The organism is Paenibacillus solani (assembly GCF_050475945.1).
Taxonomy (GTDB): Bacteria; Bacillota; Bacilli; order Paenibacillales; family Paenibacillaceae; genus Paenibacillus_AQ; species Paenibacillus_AQ solani_A.
Genome location: NZ_JBCMXJ010000021.1, coordinates 125090 through 141271 on the forward strand (window position 1 = coordinate 125090; position 16182 = coordinate 141271).

12 protein-coding genes, 1 pseudogene and 1 other annotated feature are annotated in these 16182 nt (G+C 46.2%); of the genes and pseudogenes, 2 read left to right on the forward strand and 11 right to left on the reverse strand.

Translation table 11 applies throughout. The features are described 5' to 3' along the window. Positions 1-105: 105 nt before the first annotated feature. The 3 genes from ABEQ74_RS26550 to ABEQ74_RS26560 all read right to left on the reverse strand — a co-directional run bounded on the left by ABEQ74_RS26550 (position 106) and on the right by ABEQ74_RS26560 (position 2612). Positions 106-867, reverse strand: a complete 762-nt coding sequence (locus ABEQ74_RS26550) for a class I SAM-dependent methyltransferase (protein ID WP_430125235.1) — start codon at positions 865-867, stop codon at positions 106-108. A 172-nt stretch (positions 868-1039) separates the two neighbouring features. After that, positions 1040-2014: a phosphotransferase enzyme family protein gene (locus ABEQ74_RS26555; protein ID WP_430125236.1), complete on the reverse strand. Its 975-nt coding sequence runs from the start codon at positions 2012-2014 to the stop codon at positions 1040-1042. Positions 2015-2048: 34 nt separating this feature from the next. Continuing rightward, positions 2049-2612: an SMI1/KNR4 family protein gene (locus ABEQ74_RS26560; protein ID WP_430125237.1), complete on the reverse strand. Its 564-nt coding sequence runs from the start codon at positions 2610-2612 to the stop codon at positions 2049-2051. Between the two features lie 175 nt (positions 2613-2787). Here ABEQ74_RS26560 and ABEQ74_RS26565 point away from each other — a divergent pair, with 175 nt between their 5' ends. Continuing rightward, a complete protein-coding gene (locus ABEQ74_RS26565; protein WP_430125238.1) occupies positions 2788-3564 on the forward strand; it encodes a M15 family metallopeptidase in 777 nt (258 codons plus the stop codon). A gap of 202 nt (positions 3565-3766) precedes the next feature. Further along, positions 3767-5221 carry a 4-hydroxyphenylacetate 3-hydroxylase family protein gene (locus ABEQ74_RS26570; protein WP_430125239.1) on the forward strand — a complete coding sequence of 485 codons (1455 nt, stop codon included), beginning with the start codon at positions 3767-3769 and terminating at the stop codon, positions 5219-5221. A gap of 94 nt (positions 5222-5315) precedes the next feature. Here ABEQ74_RS26570 and aac(2')-IIb read toward each other — a convergent pair whose 3' ends face one another. From aac(2')-IIb to ABEQ74_RS26610, 8 genes and pseudogenes are all read right to left on the reverse strand, one after another. After that, positions 5316-6038, reverse strand: a complete 723-nt coding sequence (gene aac(2')-IIb / locus ABEQ74_RS26575; protein WP_430125240.1) for a kasugamycin N-acetyltransferase AAC(2')-IIb — start codon at positions 6036-6038, stop codon at positions 5316-5318. Between the two features lie 152 nt (positions 6039-6190). Continuing rightward, positions 6191-7567 (reverse strand): Na+/H+ antiporter NhaC, encoded by a 1377-nt coding sequence (nhaC, locus tag ABEQ74_RS26580; RefSeq protein ID WP_430125241.1) that lies wholly within the window; start codon positions 7565-7567, stop codon positions 6191-6193. 228 nt (positions 7568-7795) lie between these two features. Next, positions 7796-8881, reverse strand: coding sequence for an aspartate-semialdehyde dehydrogenase (gene asd, locus ABEQ74_RS26585; protein WP_430125242.1), 1086 nt, complete (start codon positions 8879-8881; stop codon positions 7796-7798). 206 nt (positions 8882-9087) lie between these two features. Then, positions 9088-9351 (reverse strand) — a binding site (T-box leader). A gap of 96 nt (positions 9352-9447) precedes the next feature. After that, positions 9448-11046 carry an amidohydrolase gene (locus ABEQ74_RS26590; protein WP_430125243.1) on the reverse strand — a complete coding sequence of 533 codons (1599 nt, stop codon included), beginning with the start codon at positions 11044-11046 and terminating at the stop codon, positions 9448-9450. Positions 11047-11246: 200 nt separating this feature from the next. After that, positions 11247-11663 (reverse strand): VOC family protein, encoded by a 417-nt coding sequence (locus ABEQ74_RS26595; RefSeq protein WP_430125244.1) that lies wholly within the window; start codon positions 11661-11663, stop codon positions 11247-11249. Positions 11664-11715: 52 nt separating this feature from the next. Then, the gene (locus ABEQ74_RS26600) at positions 11716-12579 is read right to left on the reverse strand and encodes an alpha/beta fold hydrolase (RefSeq protein ID WP_430125245.1); all 864 of its coding nucleotides are present in this window, start codon (positions 12577-12579) and stop codon (positions 11716-11718) included. 149 nt (positions 12580-12728) lie between these two features. Further along, positions 12729-15141: pseudogene (locus tag ABEQ74_RS26605) on the reverse strand (polyprenyl synthetase family protein). Positions 15142-15244: 103 nt separating this feature from the next. Continuing rightward, positions 15245-16024: an alpha/beta fold hydrolase gene (locus ABEQ74_RS26610; protein ID WP_430125246.1), complete on the reverse strand. Its 780-nt coding sequence runs from the start codon at positions 16022-16024 to the stop codon at positions 15245-15247. Between the last annotated feature and the right edge of the window lie 158 nt (positions 16025-16182).

Genomic DNA, 16182 nt, shown 5'->3' on the forward strand with positions numbered 1-16182 from the left:
ATAATATTAAAAAAATAGGATTTACTTAAGTTTTACATATACTTAAAACAGAAAAGCCATCCATTAGGATGACTCTTTTGTTAAACCTCGGAAAGAGGCATGATGTTAGGGCTTTATTGCCCTTGTCGCAATAAAACTTTTCGCATAACGATCCAACAATTTCTTGCCTCCGAAGGAATCCTCGAATAAGCCGGCAATCATAAATCCAGATTGGATCTGGCCTCCAATTTGCTGCTCCAGCGTATGTCCGAATTCCAATGCCACCCCGCTTTTCACGATCTCTTCTTCCGAGGCATAATCCAGTTCCGAATATGGAAGGGTATGCTTTACTTGAAGCGTACCCTGTTTTTCCAGCTCCCAATCGAACAAATAAAAGACCGGGTTCATAAAGCCGCTAATCATAATGCCACCAGGCTTCAATACGCGATATGCCTCCTGCCAGACCGGCTGAATATCAGGCACATAAAGATTAGATACCGGATGAACCAACAAATCAAAGCTCTCCGATTCAAACATGCTTAGATCGGTCATCGAACCGAGAATCGTCCGAATGGACAATCCATCTCGTTTAGCAACAAAGCGATCCTGGTCCAACTGAGATTCGGAAAAATCTAACACGGTTACATTGGCTCCCGCAGCAGCCAACACGGGTCCCTGCTGTCCTCCTCCAGAAGCTAGGCAGAGCACATTCTTTTCGCTTAGTTCCGGAAACCATTCTTTGGGCACGGGTTTGGTTGAGGTAACGATAATAGACCAATTGCCCATTCTGGCGTTCTGAATTTCTTCGCTGCTTACAGGAACGGTCCACTGGTTTTTCTGTTTTACTTTAAAATCCCAATTGTTTTGGTTATGCTTAATAATCTCCATATGTAGATCTCCTATTATTGAATCTTGAGCAATATTGTTTATTGGTGGCCCCTGACGGTGTTCACCTCTAAACCTTATGTTATACATCTCATATGGTATCACCCGACCAGCCTGCTGACCAAGGGATTGAATGCTTATAATTAACTTTTACGGACATCGTCTGATTCGATATCTATACGGAATAAAATATGCGTCCCCCCGACAAATAAGGCGTACAGAAATCGGCACACAGCTTCGGCATTCGTTCACGCATCCATGCATGCACAGATTCATTCTCCATCTGAAAGACATAGTATCCGATAATGGCCAGCAGCATGAAACCTTCTAACATATCAAGCTTCTCTTGTCCCGTATGGTCACTTCCATAATACCCTTTCAGGAATATATCCCGATGCTCCGAAGGAACTATCATGGCCCCCATTGCAACATCCGTGTAATTATATCCTGGTCCGAAAAAACCAAAATCGATAAAACTCAGTTCTCCATCCGACGTTAGAATAATATTACCCATACTTAAATCACCGTGGATGAGCCCCCAAGTATCATCGTTCTCACTGTCTTCAAGGCGTACGTTAACCAACGATATCGTTTGTTCAATTATAGAAACGTCGGAGGAAGTAAACAAATCTTTCGCTAATCCTTGCTTTATAACCTCTATCATATATTGATTGTAAGCAATCCCCTGACTGGGGCGTTTGTCCAAGCCCTCCCGCTCGTATTGGCTATAGAACTTGTGCAGCTCTGCAATGCGAGCCCCCAGCTTCTCGACCAATACCGGGTCGCTTAAATCATCCTTCTGCAAGTCTCTTCCTTCCAACCAGGTAAGCACGGAACTATTCCAACGCTTCCCCTCATATTCGATGATCGTGATCAACTCACCTTCCCGATTTCGCACAGGCCTTTGGACAAGCAATTGATTCCGGCCTGACAAGTGCTCCAGCATTTGCAATTCACCCAGCAGACCTTCGTATGTATGCTGCTGACCAACCATGCCTTCTTTTACAGGTTGATGAATGCGCAGCAGATATGTATTTCCGTCATGGCCTTTTACCTTATAGGTTCGATTTTCATTATGTCGTATAAAGACAATCTCCGGTTCCGGGATGTCGTATTTATTCAAAATTTCTTGCAGCTGTTCAGTTCGCACTTGAAACTTCTCCTTATTTACATATTGGATCGATTCATCCCTTTAGAAAGGTATCGTCAAAATACGCCTTAAAATCTGGGTATAGCAATACAAGCGATTCTTTAAGCACGCTTCGATCCGTGTGTTCTTCATCCAGATCAAACAAAATCTCATGTTCGATCTCATAGATCGCTCCTCCTCCCTCTCCAGCATCTTCACTCACGTCGATACACCATATTTTCCCGTATTCAGAATCCCATGTAAAAGGAAGATAACCCAGCCGGCACAACAATGGATTGTACATATCTCTCACATTATCCAGCGGCGCGTCCACGGGTTGTTCCGGTATCTCATCAAAGTAGTGATGGTACGTAGAGATGAAAGCTCTGTACATGTTGGGAAATGTCACTCCGTAATCCTTTTCCATAGCTTCGATATCATCATCGCTTACCAAGGACGGTATCAACTTCCATACAGACCACTCTTCACCAGTATCTACGGCCTTCATCTCGGCGGGGACATCGGGGCGCATCCACCTGCAGAAACCATCCTCCGTAACATGGCGATATTTGTTGTAATAGGTTTCAAACCCTTGTTTGATATAATCGCGTATCTCCATCTATGTTGTCTCCTTTTGTAGAAAATCGTTTCTATTTCATATCAATATCCGCTATGGTTGGGTTATGATGAGATTCAATCTATTCTATTTTGTTTACAATTCAGAAACAAGTCAGACATGCTACCGATATAACTCTCTTATATACTCGGAGATAGCTGACAAGGAGGGACATCAAGTGCATACTAAAATCGCTAAAACCATCATACCCAAGGTCATCATAGGTTCCGTTGTTACAAGCCTGGCCTTATCCGGTTTACTAAACACCAACAGCACAGGCAAAGTAGAAGCTGCATCTGCTTCCAGTATATCATTTTCCAAGTTCTTGAAGGATAACGCAGCGAATCGAACGCTGAAGACGATCCATGGAATCCATACCGTCACTAATCTATCAAGCACAGTAGTTCTGGTCAACAAACAGAGGAATCTTCCAGCGAATTATATTCCACAAGACTTAGTTGTTCCTAATATACCATTTAGCTTCTCAGGGTCGAGCCCCAAGAAGCAGATGAGAAAAATAGCTGCGAATGCGCTGGAAAATCTGTTTGCCGCGGCCAAGAAGGACGGCATCGATTTGAAAGCCGTGTCTGGTTATCGTTCCTACGCAACGCAAAAAGCCATATTTCAGCGTAACGCCAGCATCAAAGGAGAAGCTGTAGCCAACAAGACTAGCGCACATCCAGGACAAAGCGAGCATCAGACCGGACTGACTATGGATATATCAAGTGCTTCCGTGGGTTATGCACTCGAGCAAAGCTTTGGCAATACCAAGGAAGGCAAGTGGCTGAAAGCCAATGCACCGAAATATGGATTCATTATTCGTTATGGAAAAGACCAAGAGAAAATCACCGGATATTCTTATGAACCTTGGCATGTTCGTTATGTAGGGGTGTATATCGCTGGAGAAATATCGAAACGACATCTGACACTTGAAGAGTACTTGGGTCAATCCTAATTATCGTATATCAAGAAACGGGTCTGTTCAGGCTCGTTTCTTTTTATTTGTTTCTCTCCCCTTATCTAAGCCTCTCGGGTACATTCGCATATTTTCCGAAGCTTCCATTAGGACAACGCACTCCCTGTGGACTGATGACGTACTTTACAGCAATAGACATGTTCATTAACGCGTACGATTCTGCAAATGAGGTGACGAACACGTGGCTATAAAATCGGGGAAGCAGTATATTGAACAGATTGATCGGCAAAATATCAACATTTGGTACAAAGGATCTCGCATTGAAGGATCCCTATCCGAGCATCCTGCCTTCCGGGGCCTCATTCAAACACAGGCAGATTTATACGACATGCAATGTGATGAGCGTTATACAGACCAGATGACATATCTTTCACCCGATACTGGAGAAAGAGTCGGCCTGTCTTTTCTGCCACCGAGGAATGTTGAGGATTTGCAGAAACGCAGAACGATGATGGAGCTCTGGTCGAACAGGCATCACGGCTTTTTAGGGCGTGCTCCGGATTATATGAATACAGCTATTATGTCGCTATATACGGCAGCTGATATCCTCGAGGAGCATAATCCCATTTATGCGGAAAACCTGAGGACCTATTACAAATACTGCCGAGATCATGATATTACGCTATCACACGCTTTTATACAGCCTTACTCTTGCAAAATATCAGCTCAACAAGATGACGAAGATGACTCGATTGCAGCCAAGGTCATAGAAATTAACGATGAGGGAATGGTCGTTAGCGGAGCTTTTATGATGGCAACGCAAGGTGCCACTTGTGAAGAAATCCTGGTATTTCCGACTCCTTCTCCAACCATGTACCGTGACGTCAATCCTTATGCCTTTGCTTTTGCAGTCCCCAACGATTTACCTGGGATGACTTTTATATGCCGAGAAAGCTATGGCGCTTCTTCCACCTATGATTATCCCTTGAGTGCTAGATATGAAGAGATGGATACCCTTGTCATCTTCGACCGCGTGCTTGTCCCGCACGACCGGGTGTTTTACTATGGGGACGAGGCTTATGCCGGACGACTATTCAGTGAGAGTCACTTCCATACACACATCGCCCACCAAATGACCATACGTTTTATTGTAAAAACAGAATTCATGCTCGGTTTACTCGAGTCGTTGGCAGATGAACAAAATGTGGGACTCGAACCCCATATGATTATGAATGTATCCAAAATCATTGCCTTTCTGGAAACCTTCAAAGCGCTGAGATTGGCTTCCGAGCAAGGGGCCAGCCAAGATAAATTCGGGTATTTCGTTCCTGCCGCCAGTCCACTTTTCGCATCGAGCCTGCTCTTTTCGAAGTTTTATACTGAAATGGTAGACATGATCCAGCTGCTAGGCTCCAGCAGCTTGATTATGATTCCTTCCGAATTGGATTTTCACTCTTATTCAGGACCCTACCTCAACCAGTATTTAAAAGGAACAACAACCGAGGCTCGGGAGCGCCTCGCATTATTCAGACTTGCCTGGGAACTTGGTGCAAGCTCGTTCGGCGGCCGGCAAACCCAATTTGAACGATTCTTCTTTGGAAATGCCCAGACGGTAGCATTTCGCATGTACAACCATTTTGACCAGCATGACCAGCTTCAGAGCAGGATAACTGATTTAATTAACAAAAAACAATAGATCGACTTAACAGCTAATCCCGGTTGAACAATCGAATACTCTTAGTGGATTTCTTTTCTTAACCGAGAAATACAGCCCCCTAAGCTTGGTATAGTTACCAAATCGTGAAGTTAACTCCGTAACAGAACAATTCCAATTTACTGGCCACTCTCTGAGAAGAGGTGTTCTCCCATGAAGTACTGTACAACGGAAGCGCTCCCTTCTTATATACCTCAGCTGCCCATCCGGCAACAACTATAGCTGCATAACCTCTTCCACGGAACTCGTCTAACGTCTCCAATCCGGCCTCGTGTGCATCAGTGGTAATCCTGACGCTACGGCAGACCGATACAATCCTGTTCCCCTGTAATAGTCCAACACACGGCTGGTCATAATCTATTTCTTTGATCAGCCATTCAAAGCCGGAGAGTGAAAACCCGGCTATATTGTCACTTGTGATCAATACCGTCTGTTCTGTCGGCCTGGTTTGTCCAGAGATCAGGTAACAAGGGCCACTTGTGTTATGGTCAGCTTGAAGAAGACTCATATAATCAGCATAATGTTTGGGTTTCGTCTGGATGTTACTGATCACAATTGGCTCACTCTCAACCAAAGCCTTCAATTGTCCTCCTAGCATCTCGGGAACATCATGACAAATCCTCCAGACAACAGAACCGTCGATCGCTCGGCCTAAGAAAAACCGGGGTGCAGGCTTCTCGCCGGGCCATGGCTCATTGATTGTGCGTATCCGCATCTCATCATCATGCCTAAACATTGCCCTAACATGCTGCTCCATCAAATCCCTGGCAATGGGCTCATGCTCATTCCAATAATTCATGCTTTAACCTCCTACCAGAAGCTGTTCTATAATATGAACATCATTTCACTATCGTTATCTAAATTGATCTCATCATAGCATATAAAAAGCTTTGTCTCCCTAATACCTGGGAGACAAAGCTTAAATTTATCATATGCGATTATAGACTAGCTTTAACTCTTCCCGCCCAGCGAGTTCCGCTGTAATCGTGGTATTAAAGCGTAGGCAAAAGTAAAGAGCGGACTCACCCATAAAAAGATGGCATAGGGAACATATTCAATGACGGGCACTCCAAGTGCAGCCGCGAAGAAAGCCCCGCTAACCCCCCATGGAATTAAGGGATTGACCAGTGTACCGCAATCCTCCAAGGTACGTGACAACGTCTTTGCGGGAATCTCTCTGCGGACGTATTCGTCTTTGAACATTTGTCCAGGCAAGAGAATCGATAAGTATTGCTCGCCTGTCATGCCGTTAACCGCAATCGAGGATGCGCCGGTCATCATCACGATGCTGCTCTTCCGCTTTAGCGGCTGCATGACTTTACGGAAGAAAGCCTCTATGACGCCGCAATGTTGAAGCAGCCCTCCTAACGCCAAAGCAATCAGTATGAGGGAAACGGACCCCATCATCGATTGCAAACCGCCCCGGTTGACAATGGAAGCAACCGTTTCGTTGGCGATCGGGCTCTTATAGCCGTTCTGCATCACGCTGAACCAGGCTTCAACATCTGTATGGTGCTGAACCAAAGCAGTTAAGAGGAGCCCGGTAACGATCCCGATGATCAATGTCGGGAGAATCGGAATTCGCTTGATTGAGCAAATAATTACGGCAAGCGGCGATACCAGGGTTAGCCAATGGATATGAAACCCTTCATTAAGCGCGGTCTTAATTAGATGCAGCGATGATAAATCCATCGTACTGGCCATGGGTGCGAACAAGAAGAATACCGTTGTCACGACAAGAGCTGGCACCGTAGTATAGACCATATGGCCGATATGGGTGAATATAGATATACCGGCAACAGCAGGAGCAAAGTTGGTCGTGTCGGATAGCGGCGACATTTTATCACCGAAACATGCTCCGCAAATGACAGCTCCTGCTGCCAGAGTTGGCGAAATTCCAGTTGTTACCGCGATCCCCATGAGTGCCACACCCACAGTGCTGACGGTTGTGAAGGAACTGCCGGTGAACATCGAGACCACGATAGTAACATATAACGCGCTTACAGCAAAATAATGAGGTTCGATATAATCCATACCATAGTAAAGAATGGTTGGGACAGTACCACTCATCATCCATACCGCAATGAGAATACCGATAAGTAAAAGAATCAGAATCGGCATAATCGCCGTTTGAATACCTTGAATGATGGCAGATTCGAGCTGCTTCCAGGAGAACCCGAATAAGCGCAGCAACGCTGCTGTACCCACTGTCGCAGCCAAAAGCGGGATATGCGGCTCGGACTTGAGCAGAAAGATGGATATAAACAGAATAACCAGAATAAAGACAATAAGAATGATGCTTTTTGAGAAACTAAGATGTCGTTCCATGATGATCGAACTCCTTGCATGTGGTTGGACAGGCACTTCCTCCCTATCCAGAATTACTTGAATGTCAAAACGCGCTTTTCTACTTTTGTGCTTTTTGGCTTTTGGGCGTTGAAGCGCAAGGTCCACTATAAACGATAACCATGAAATCCGTCAATGAATGAATCATGAACAAACACCGAGAAAAAGACGACCGCACCAAGCAGTCGTCTTCTGATCATCATGAGTACATTATTTAGCTACAATATATCCATCCGCTTTCAACAGTTCAGCGATCAGTACAGCACCACCCGCTGCCCCGCGGAGGGTATTGTGTGAAAGACCTACGAATTTATAATCATAAAGTGAGTCCTCACGTAGTCGACCAACCGATACGCCCATACCGCGTTCAATGTCGCGATCCAGCTTGGTCTGAGGACGATTCTCTTCTTCAAAATACGTGATGAATTGTTTTGGCGCGCTTGGAAGTTCAAGCTCTTGCGGTCTTCCTTTGAACTTCAGCCAGCGATCGAGGATTTCATCCTTCGGCGGCTTGTTCTCAAATGAGGCGAATACGGTCGCTAAATGGCCGTCAGCTACAGGAACTCGAATACACTGCGTCGTAATGATCGGAGACGCCGCTTTGACGATCTCACCATCTACAACGCTTCCCCAAATACGAAGTGGTTCCTGCTCGCTCTTCTCTTCCTCGCCACCGATATACGGAATGACGTTGTCCAGCATTTCCGGCCAGTCAGTGAAGTTCTTACCGGCTCCCGAAATCGCTTGATATGTGGATGCGACAACATTGGTAGGTTTGAAATCGAGCAAAGCGTGAAGCGCCGGTACATAGCTCTGAATGGAGCAATTTGGCTTGACGGCAATAAAGCCTGTAGAAGTTCCAAGACGTTTACGCTGCGCTGCAATAACATCGATATGCCCTGGATTAATCTCAGGGATAACCATAGGGACGTCTGGCGTCCAGCGATGAGCTGAGTTGTTGGAGATGACTGGCGTTCCGGTTTTGGCATAGGCTTCTTCCAGTGCTTGAATCTCATTCTTCTTCATGTCGACAGCGCAAAATACAAAGTCCACGTCAGCTGCCACCTGCTCCACTTGTGCAGCATCTTGAACAATAAGGCTCTTCACGTGTTCAGGGATCGGCGTGTCCAGCTTCCATCGCCCTTGCACAGATTCTTCATAGGTTTTGCCAGCTGAATTGCTGCTCGCTGCAATAGAAGTAACTTCAAACCATGGATGGCCATCCAGCAGCTGTATAAAGCGCTGTCCAACCATACCCGTTCCCCCGACAATGCCCACTTTTAGTTTTTGTGACATACGTTTCTCATATCCTTTCAATAATGGCGTCATGTTCTCCATACATCGTATCTCATCTACCGTACGGACAAGTGCATGCAATAAATAAGCAAATAAGTTCTTTCTAGATAACTATTCAACCTGACCGGATTGGTGTAGGTTTTCTACCTGGAACTCCTGTATTCCTTATGATATAACAAAAAAATCCCACCCCCAAGACCTGTAGTCTCAGGGACGAGATTGTTATACTCGTGGTACCACCCTAAATTTGCCAATATGTCACCATATTCGCCTCATCGAGTACGGCATCGTAAGTCATGCAGATACTCTAGCTCTGTAACAGGAGCTCCTGGCACATCATCCTCCTCGAATTGAGGGTTCCATGTGCTGCTCTGAGTCTTTATTCAATAAAGAACGCTTTGCCCCTTTTCAGCTGCCGGAGCTCTCTGTACAAGAATTCGTTTATTTACTCGTCTCTTCATCGCATTTATTATGATTACGATTATTATATATAAAACTATATCGATGGTAAACCTTATTTATGAAATTTCTCTGACACATCCACGATTTCGATGTGTACCTAAGACTTACTCGGAGTAACCGATTTCCCCGTTAACGATGGTCATTCTAATCTTCGTCTTCAGCAATTCATCCGGATCCATTCCGTCGTATAGTCTGCGATTCAACACTGTAAAATCTGCATATTTGCCAATCTCTATGCTGCCACGCTGTGCTGCTTCTCCAGCTGCCCGAGCACTGCCTAGCGTAAATAACCCGATGGCTTCCGTAAAGCTTAGCTTCTCCTCCGGCAAATATCCCTTATGATCCTCCCCTGGTCTGCATCGAGCCATAGCTGCATGAATGCCTAGCAGCGGGTCCAGCGGCTCGATCGGTGCATCACTTCCGCCTGAACATGGGAGACCCGTTTGCAGCCATTTCTTCCATGCATATAAGTAGCTTGTCCGATCCGGACCGACACGGTCCATTACCCAAGGAAAATCACTGGCTACGAATCTGGGCTGCAGGTCGACGGCCAGATTCAGTTTGCTCATTCGTTCCACCGTATCCGGCTGTACAATTTGCGCATGGATGAAGCGATCGGGTAGTTGTGCATCCATGCGGAGCGGCAGTTTTTCGAGCACATCCGTCATCAACGCTGCCGCTCCGTCTCCGATAGCATGGAAAGCTACAGGGAAACCCTGTTTGCGGGCCTTGCCCACGATCTCTTCCAGCTCCCTACGCGAATGCATGGCCATTCCATGGGTATGCTGCGCATCACTGTAGGGCTCCTTCAGCAGTGCCGTTCTACCTCCAACAGACCCATCCACGAACAATTTAACGGCGCCGATCCGGTCCCATTCGTGGCCGCTGCCGGGCTTGACGCCAAGCGCCGCCATTTCATCCAGATACTCATGATACATCAGCTGATGGGTACGGAAGGGCACCCCTTCCTCTCGCAGCTCTCTATGTATTCGCTGCATGGCTCCAACTCCGCCAAACAATCGAAGATCCTCCGTATGAGCCGCCGTAAGACCGAGCCGAAGCGCATCCCGGCATGCCTCACGCATGGCCGACTTGATCATGGACGGATCAGGTTCAGGCTGAACCTTGGCAAAAGGCACCGAAGCGTTCTCATAGATGCAGCCATTCAAACGCCCATCGGCGTCCCTACCAAAAGCGCCAGCTTCAGGATCCAGACTGTTCTCAGTGATCCCCGCTCTTCGGAACGCTTCCGAGTTGCCGAGGAAAGCATGGAAACAGGTCCTTGTCAGATAAACAGGATGATCTGATGTAATGGCGTCCAGCTCCTGCATACTCGGAATCATATGATCTGCGAAATTATTCTCATTCCAGTTCAGTCCCATGATCCACTCCCCGGACGGCGTAACAGCAGCACGTTCCCGAAGCATGGACAGCATCTCTTCCTTGGAAGCAGCTTCGGTGAAATCCAGCATACCAAGTTTTAGTCCATGCATACCAAGATGCACATGGGCATCAACCAGGCCTGGCACCACAAAGGCGCCATCCCAATCCACCGTTCGATATGGTTTGCCAGCCAGCTGGAGCCGAAGCTCAGCTGCATTGCCGATGGCACGAATGATCCCATCTTCCACATATATTGAATCCGCTGTTGACGCGTTGTCAGGTGAAAACAGAACACCATTTGTAAAAAGAACGGGTTGCATGAATCCACTCCCTCCATATTTTTAACACGATTATACCAGACCAGCTCCTGACTCGTCAGCGAGCGTTCCTTATATACAAACAAGCAGCCCTTAACAGGACTGCTTGTTCACGACGATTTATAATGGTTCAATGACCCACTTGCGAGACCCTTCCGCCTCATTCACCCAGGCAAGCAGGAGTGATCCCAGAGTAATCAGGCTTATTCACGGCAAATCATGAGTTTATTGCCATCCGGGTCCTTCACGACAAACCAATGATCATGCTCAATATCCGTAACCAGTTCCACGCCGAGATTTTTCATGTAGTCTATGGATCCTTCCAGGTCTGCAGTCAGCAGCATAAACGCAGGCGTTTGAATAGATGGTGCACCACCCGGCTCACTGCCTCCCCACATCGGCATCGTATCCAGGATTACACCTGTTCCCTCCATAGGTAACGGACATAGATGACCATTCAGAATAGGACATTTGTCTTCCGATAATCCAAGCACGCGACAGTACCAGCTCCGCGATTTCTCAATGTCCCGGACTGGAATGAAAATACTGCCCACTTTGTTCTTGATCGGACTTGCTTGCACGTCGTTAAGATTCCCTTGTACTTGTACTTGTTCGTTCATGTTATCCCTCCTAATGAATGTGAATACGTTAGTTAAGCTTTTCTTCTGATGATTAATGATGAATTGGATGATTTGATAAAAAATGTAACAGTCTTTCATTAAAACTGCAAGAATGCTTTCCAATCCAAATCAGATGTCCCCATGAGTCCTGAATATCGACTTCCACATGAAGGATAAAGCGCTCAGCATGCTCGACGTGAGTTAAAGAAACAAGACGATCATTCTTGCTATGTTGGATCAAGGTCGGTGCTAGAATACTCTTTAATTCGTTTGTATAATCGACTTGCGTTTGATCCATATCAATGAGAAAGCCTGAATAGGAACGCTGACGATTATTCATTTTTCTAAACTCCTCAATGGTTTGCTCGTCTATTATTTCACGAATGTCAGGAAAACGAAGGCTGGAAAAGGAAGAAAACATCATTCTGAATGTGAGACGTGGTAACAAATTATTTAGCGTTGCAAGCATCTTCCATATGCCTTTCTCCATACCAGGCCTAAACATTAGCTGGCCCATTTTATATCCTGTGTCAGTGGGCTTGAGCCAAGGCTTCGTGACTGCACTCTGCAGCGTTAAACTTGCAACGCGTTCAGGATACATGCTCGCAAAACAGATGCCTGTTGGCCCACCTGCCGATACTGCGATGATATGTACTTTTGCAACCTCCAAATGATCTAGCAGCGCTCGATATATACCGCATGTCGTTTTCAAATTATCAACTGTAGAGGTTCCGCTATAACCTGCTCTTGAAGGTGTAATTACGGAATAGCCGGCGGACAACAAGGTCTTGTAACCAAATTCCTCATGGCAGCTAGAATGTCCGCCGTGGAATACTAATATTTCTTCTCCTGTTCCTACTATTGTGTATTCTAACGATAAATCTCCAACGATCAGTCGTTTTACCGTGCGATTCATGGAATCACGTCCCAACGTATTGTTACATGAATTATATGATATATGCTGGCTCACAGCTACTCCAATTTCACCTCCAATTACCAAACCGGAACGACAAAAAGGCGTTGGCATGAGTGCCAACGCTTTCTTATGGGGTGCAAGGAGCGAACTTAGCGGTCCCGGTTGACCATGTAATTGAGTAAGTGCTCAAGAAATGCCGTATGACGCGGCAGCTCCCGCAACGCTTCCATCGCCAGGCAATAATGCTCCCACATCTCCCGACTGGCACCTTCCTGTCCCAAAATAGTCACGAAGGTCGAAGTGTTGTTCTCCACATCCTGTCCACAGGGCTTCCCGAGCTGCTCCAAATCCCCATGAACATCCAGCAGGTCATCCTGAATCTGAAAAGCAATGCCCGCATGATAGGCAAACTTCTTTAAGATGGCGATTTCGGTTTCATCCACCTGAGCCAGAATGGCCGGCATCACGAGAGAAGCCTCAAATGCGATACCCGTCTTGTAATAACAAACAGTATTCAGCTCCTCCAAAGACAAGAGTCTCCCCTTGGAATTCAAATCCATTGCCTGACCAGCACACATATCTCCCGCCCGCTGGGACGAATATTGTATCAGCTTCAGAACCGTTTCCGGATCGAATCCTTTGAGTGAAGACTGTTCTTCAATGGCTTTCTGAATCAGGTACAAACCCGTAATTTCTGCCGTAGCACTGTCATGAACCCGGTGCAAGGTAGGCCGCCCTCTTCGGACGGAGGCGTTATCCTGGGTCGGCAAATCATCGAAGATCAGGGAAGCGGTATGCATGTATTCCAATGACCTCAGCAGCGGCATAACAGCCGAAGCTTGCAGTCCATATTCGTTCACCGCCATAACCCAGGTCAAGATGGGTCTTAGTCGCTTGCCATCACCTTCAAGCGTGTAATTGGCCGCATCGATCAGTGTGGCTTTCATCAGTGGTATGCCAGGTGCCTTGTCAATTTGCAAGTTATGATTGATTTCTTCCCGCACGGATTTGAAGGTATCGATAAAATAATCCTTCTCTTTCCGCTCGTTTCTTAGCACGGCAACCATCTGGTCCCGCAGTAATTTATCCAAAAAATCCACCTGATCCGCTTTACGGACCATTTGCTGGATAAGTTCATTAAACTCCGGATTCCTGGATGCAAATATCCCCATAATTTCATTATACTTCTCAGTTCCGACCCGCTGTTTGCTGCGTTTCAAGCCATTGATGGCCCGGTCAAGCAATAGGTCTCGCGTCTTGATGTCCGATCGGTAGACATTATGAATGAGATGCGAGATCACCGTCCAGTACAATTCAAATGGATTGATAAGATCTGCCCGCTGATCCCGATATTTCAAGTAATAGGTGTAAGGCGTTACTGCCCCATCTTCCATATCCTGAAACATGTCGGCATAATCATCTGCCAGCTGATTGTAAATCCCATAGGCGAAGATTCGCTCCTCGAAGTCTTCGTCCGCTGATGCGCTCCTCGAAGTCTTCGTCCGCTGATGCGCTTATGACAGAACGGACAATCAAGCGGGAGGAAGCTGACTTCAGAATAATCGGCATATATAATTCTTCATTAGTGTAAGCGGGATACGAAAGATCCTTGATCCGATCCACATGCTGGGAATGAAAAAAAACGTTGGACTGCTCGAAAAAAGTTTGCTGCGTTTCCGGGCGTTGTCGTCCTTTGATATACTCGAACGCATCCGTGAGTTCCTGATGTACGTAATGAACGAGTTCCATGTTCTTTCCGTCCCACTGACCAATTTCCGGTACAGTTCCAGTGAGCAGCGCATGCCGTATCATTTGCGAGTATTGTTCCTTCTCTTGAACGTTCAGTACTCCCGAATCGAGCAGATCGTCTATGAAGGGATAGGTTAGCCCGTAAGAATAGCCCAGCCGGATGGCATCTTCCAGACGAGCCGAGCGTTCAGCCGGGGATGCCTCCATCCCGAGATCTTCCATGACATGCATAACAACACCCACAATGATTTTAATCAATTTGCGTTGGGCCTGCTCTGCATCCATCTCTTCCGGAATATGATCCGCCACATGCTTCAGCTTGTTTATGACCCAAATGACGGCCGTTTCTATTCCTTCCTTCTGGGCCCAACGATACAATCCGGCCAGACTTATAAAATCCGGCGCCTTGTTTCCCCCATCCATGCTGACGGAGGGAAGCAGCAGTTTTTTGGTATACTCCACAACCTGCTGAATTCTTGTTTTTGTATCCGGCGAATCCAGGGCCATCCCTAGATCTCGCATATATATATAAGAAATGCTTCGGTCCAAGTATTGATCCAACTCGCCTGTATGATGGAGCCATTTGATATATTTATAGTAATCCCGAGTATCCGGTTTTCTTTTTCCAAGCGATAAAAAAGATCGCCATGTAAAACGACGAATATGCTTGCGTCTCCATAATAGAATGTCTTCTGTCAGGAAAGGAACATAACTCTTTTCCTTAACCTGTACATAAAGTGATGCAAAATACTGGGCTGCCTTCTCTTCTGCCCGCCATCCCGTATCGGCATGATCTGTATACGCCACATTCATATGATGGAATCCCTCAACTTCTTAAAGTGTTAAACATGAATGCATGTTTATAACCTTTATACGTAGAAGTTTCACACGGGTTACAAATTAGTTACAACAGTTGTTACTGCTCTAAATTCTGAACCCAGAGGTCCATCGCCTCAATCACTTCGTTCAACTGCTCAGCCTCTGTTATGGAAGCCTGGTGGTCTCCTTTTTGAAAACCGTAGGAACCAAATTGCCCATGATTACCTCCTGCTATATCCACATATGTGGTAGCTTTCGGCATATTCACTTTCGCTTCTTCCCATTTCGCCCGATCGAGTACGCCATCCTGCGTACCGGTCATCTGCAGAGCGGACATGTTCAGTCCATTTAGAGCGCCTCCATCATCAGCATAGGATGCCATGAAATATACCCCATCAATGCGATCCGCATGTTCAGAAGCATATCTCGCAGCAAAAACGCCCCCTAAGGAATGACCGCCAATAACATATCGATTGTCCGGATGCTCTGATATAAAGGAATCTGCCTTATTCTGGCCGAATACAGCGAGATTCAAGGGCATGGAAGCTATATATACGCGGTGCCCCTTCTCTGCCATTCTTTTGGCAAAAGGTGCATAGCTTTCCGGCTCCACCAATCCGCCTGGATAAAAAATAATGTTCGGCTCGCTTGCCTCTCCAACCGCGGGCTCGAAGCGATATCCGTTCTTAAGCCGTGTGATCGTTATATCGTCCGTATTACTTTGGAATACAGCCTTCGCTTCACTGAGCGGTTTGTACGTAAGCGAGTCCAGCAGGAAATAAGCTGCTATGATAACAATTGCCAATATAGATAAGGTCCATATGAGTATCCTGTTCCACTTCTTGCCCTTTGGCTTGTTAACTTGCTTCATGTTCATCACAATCCCTTCAAGTATTTCGATGAAATTAATTATACCGTAGGGTTAATTAATTTTCTATGTGATCGGCAAGAAGCTCCTTATATCCCAATATAGCTTCGTTATTCCAATATTAGTCATTCGGTAACAGCCAATACTGTTCTCATCTGTGTTGTATA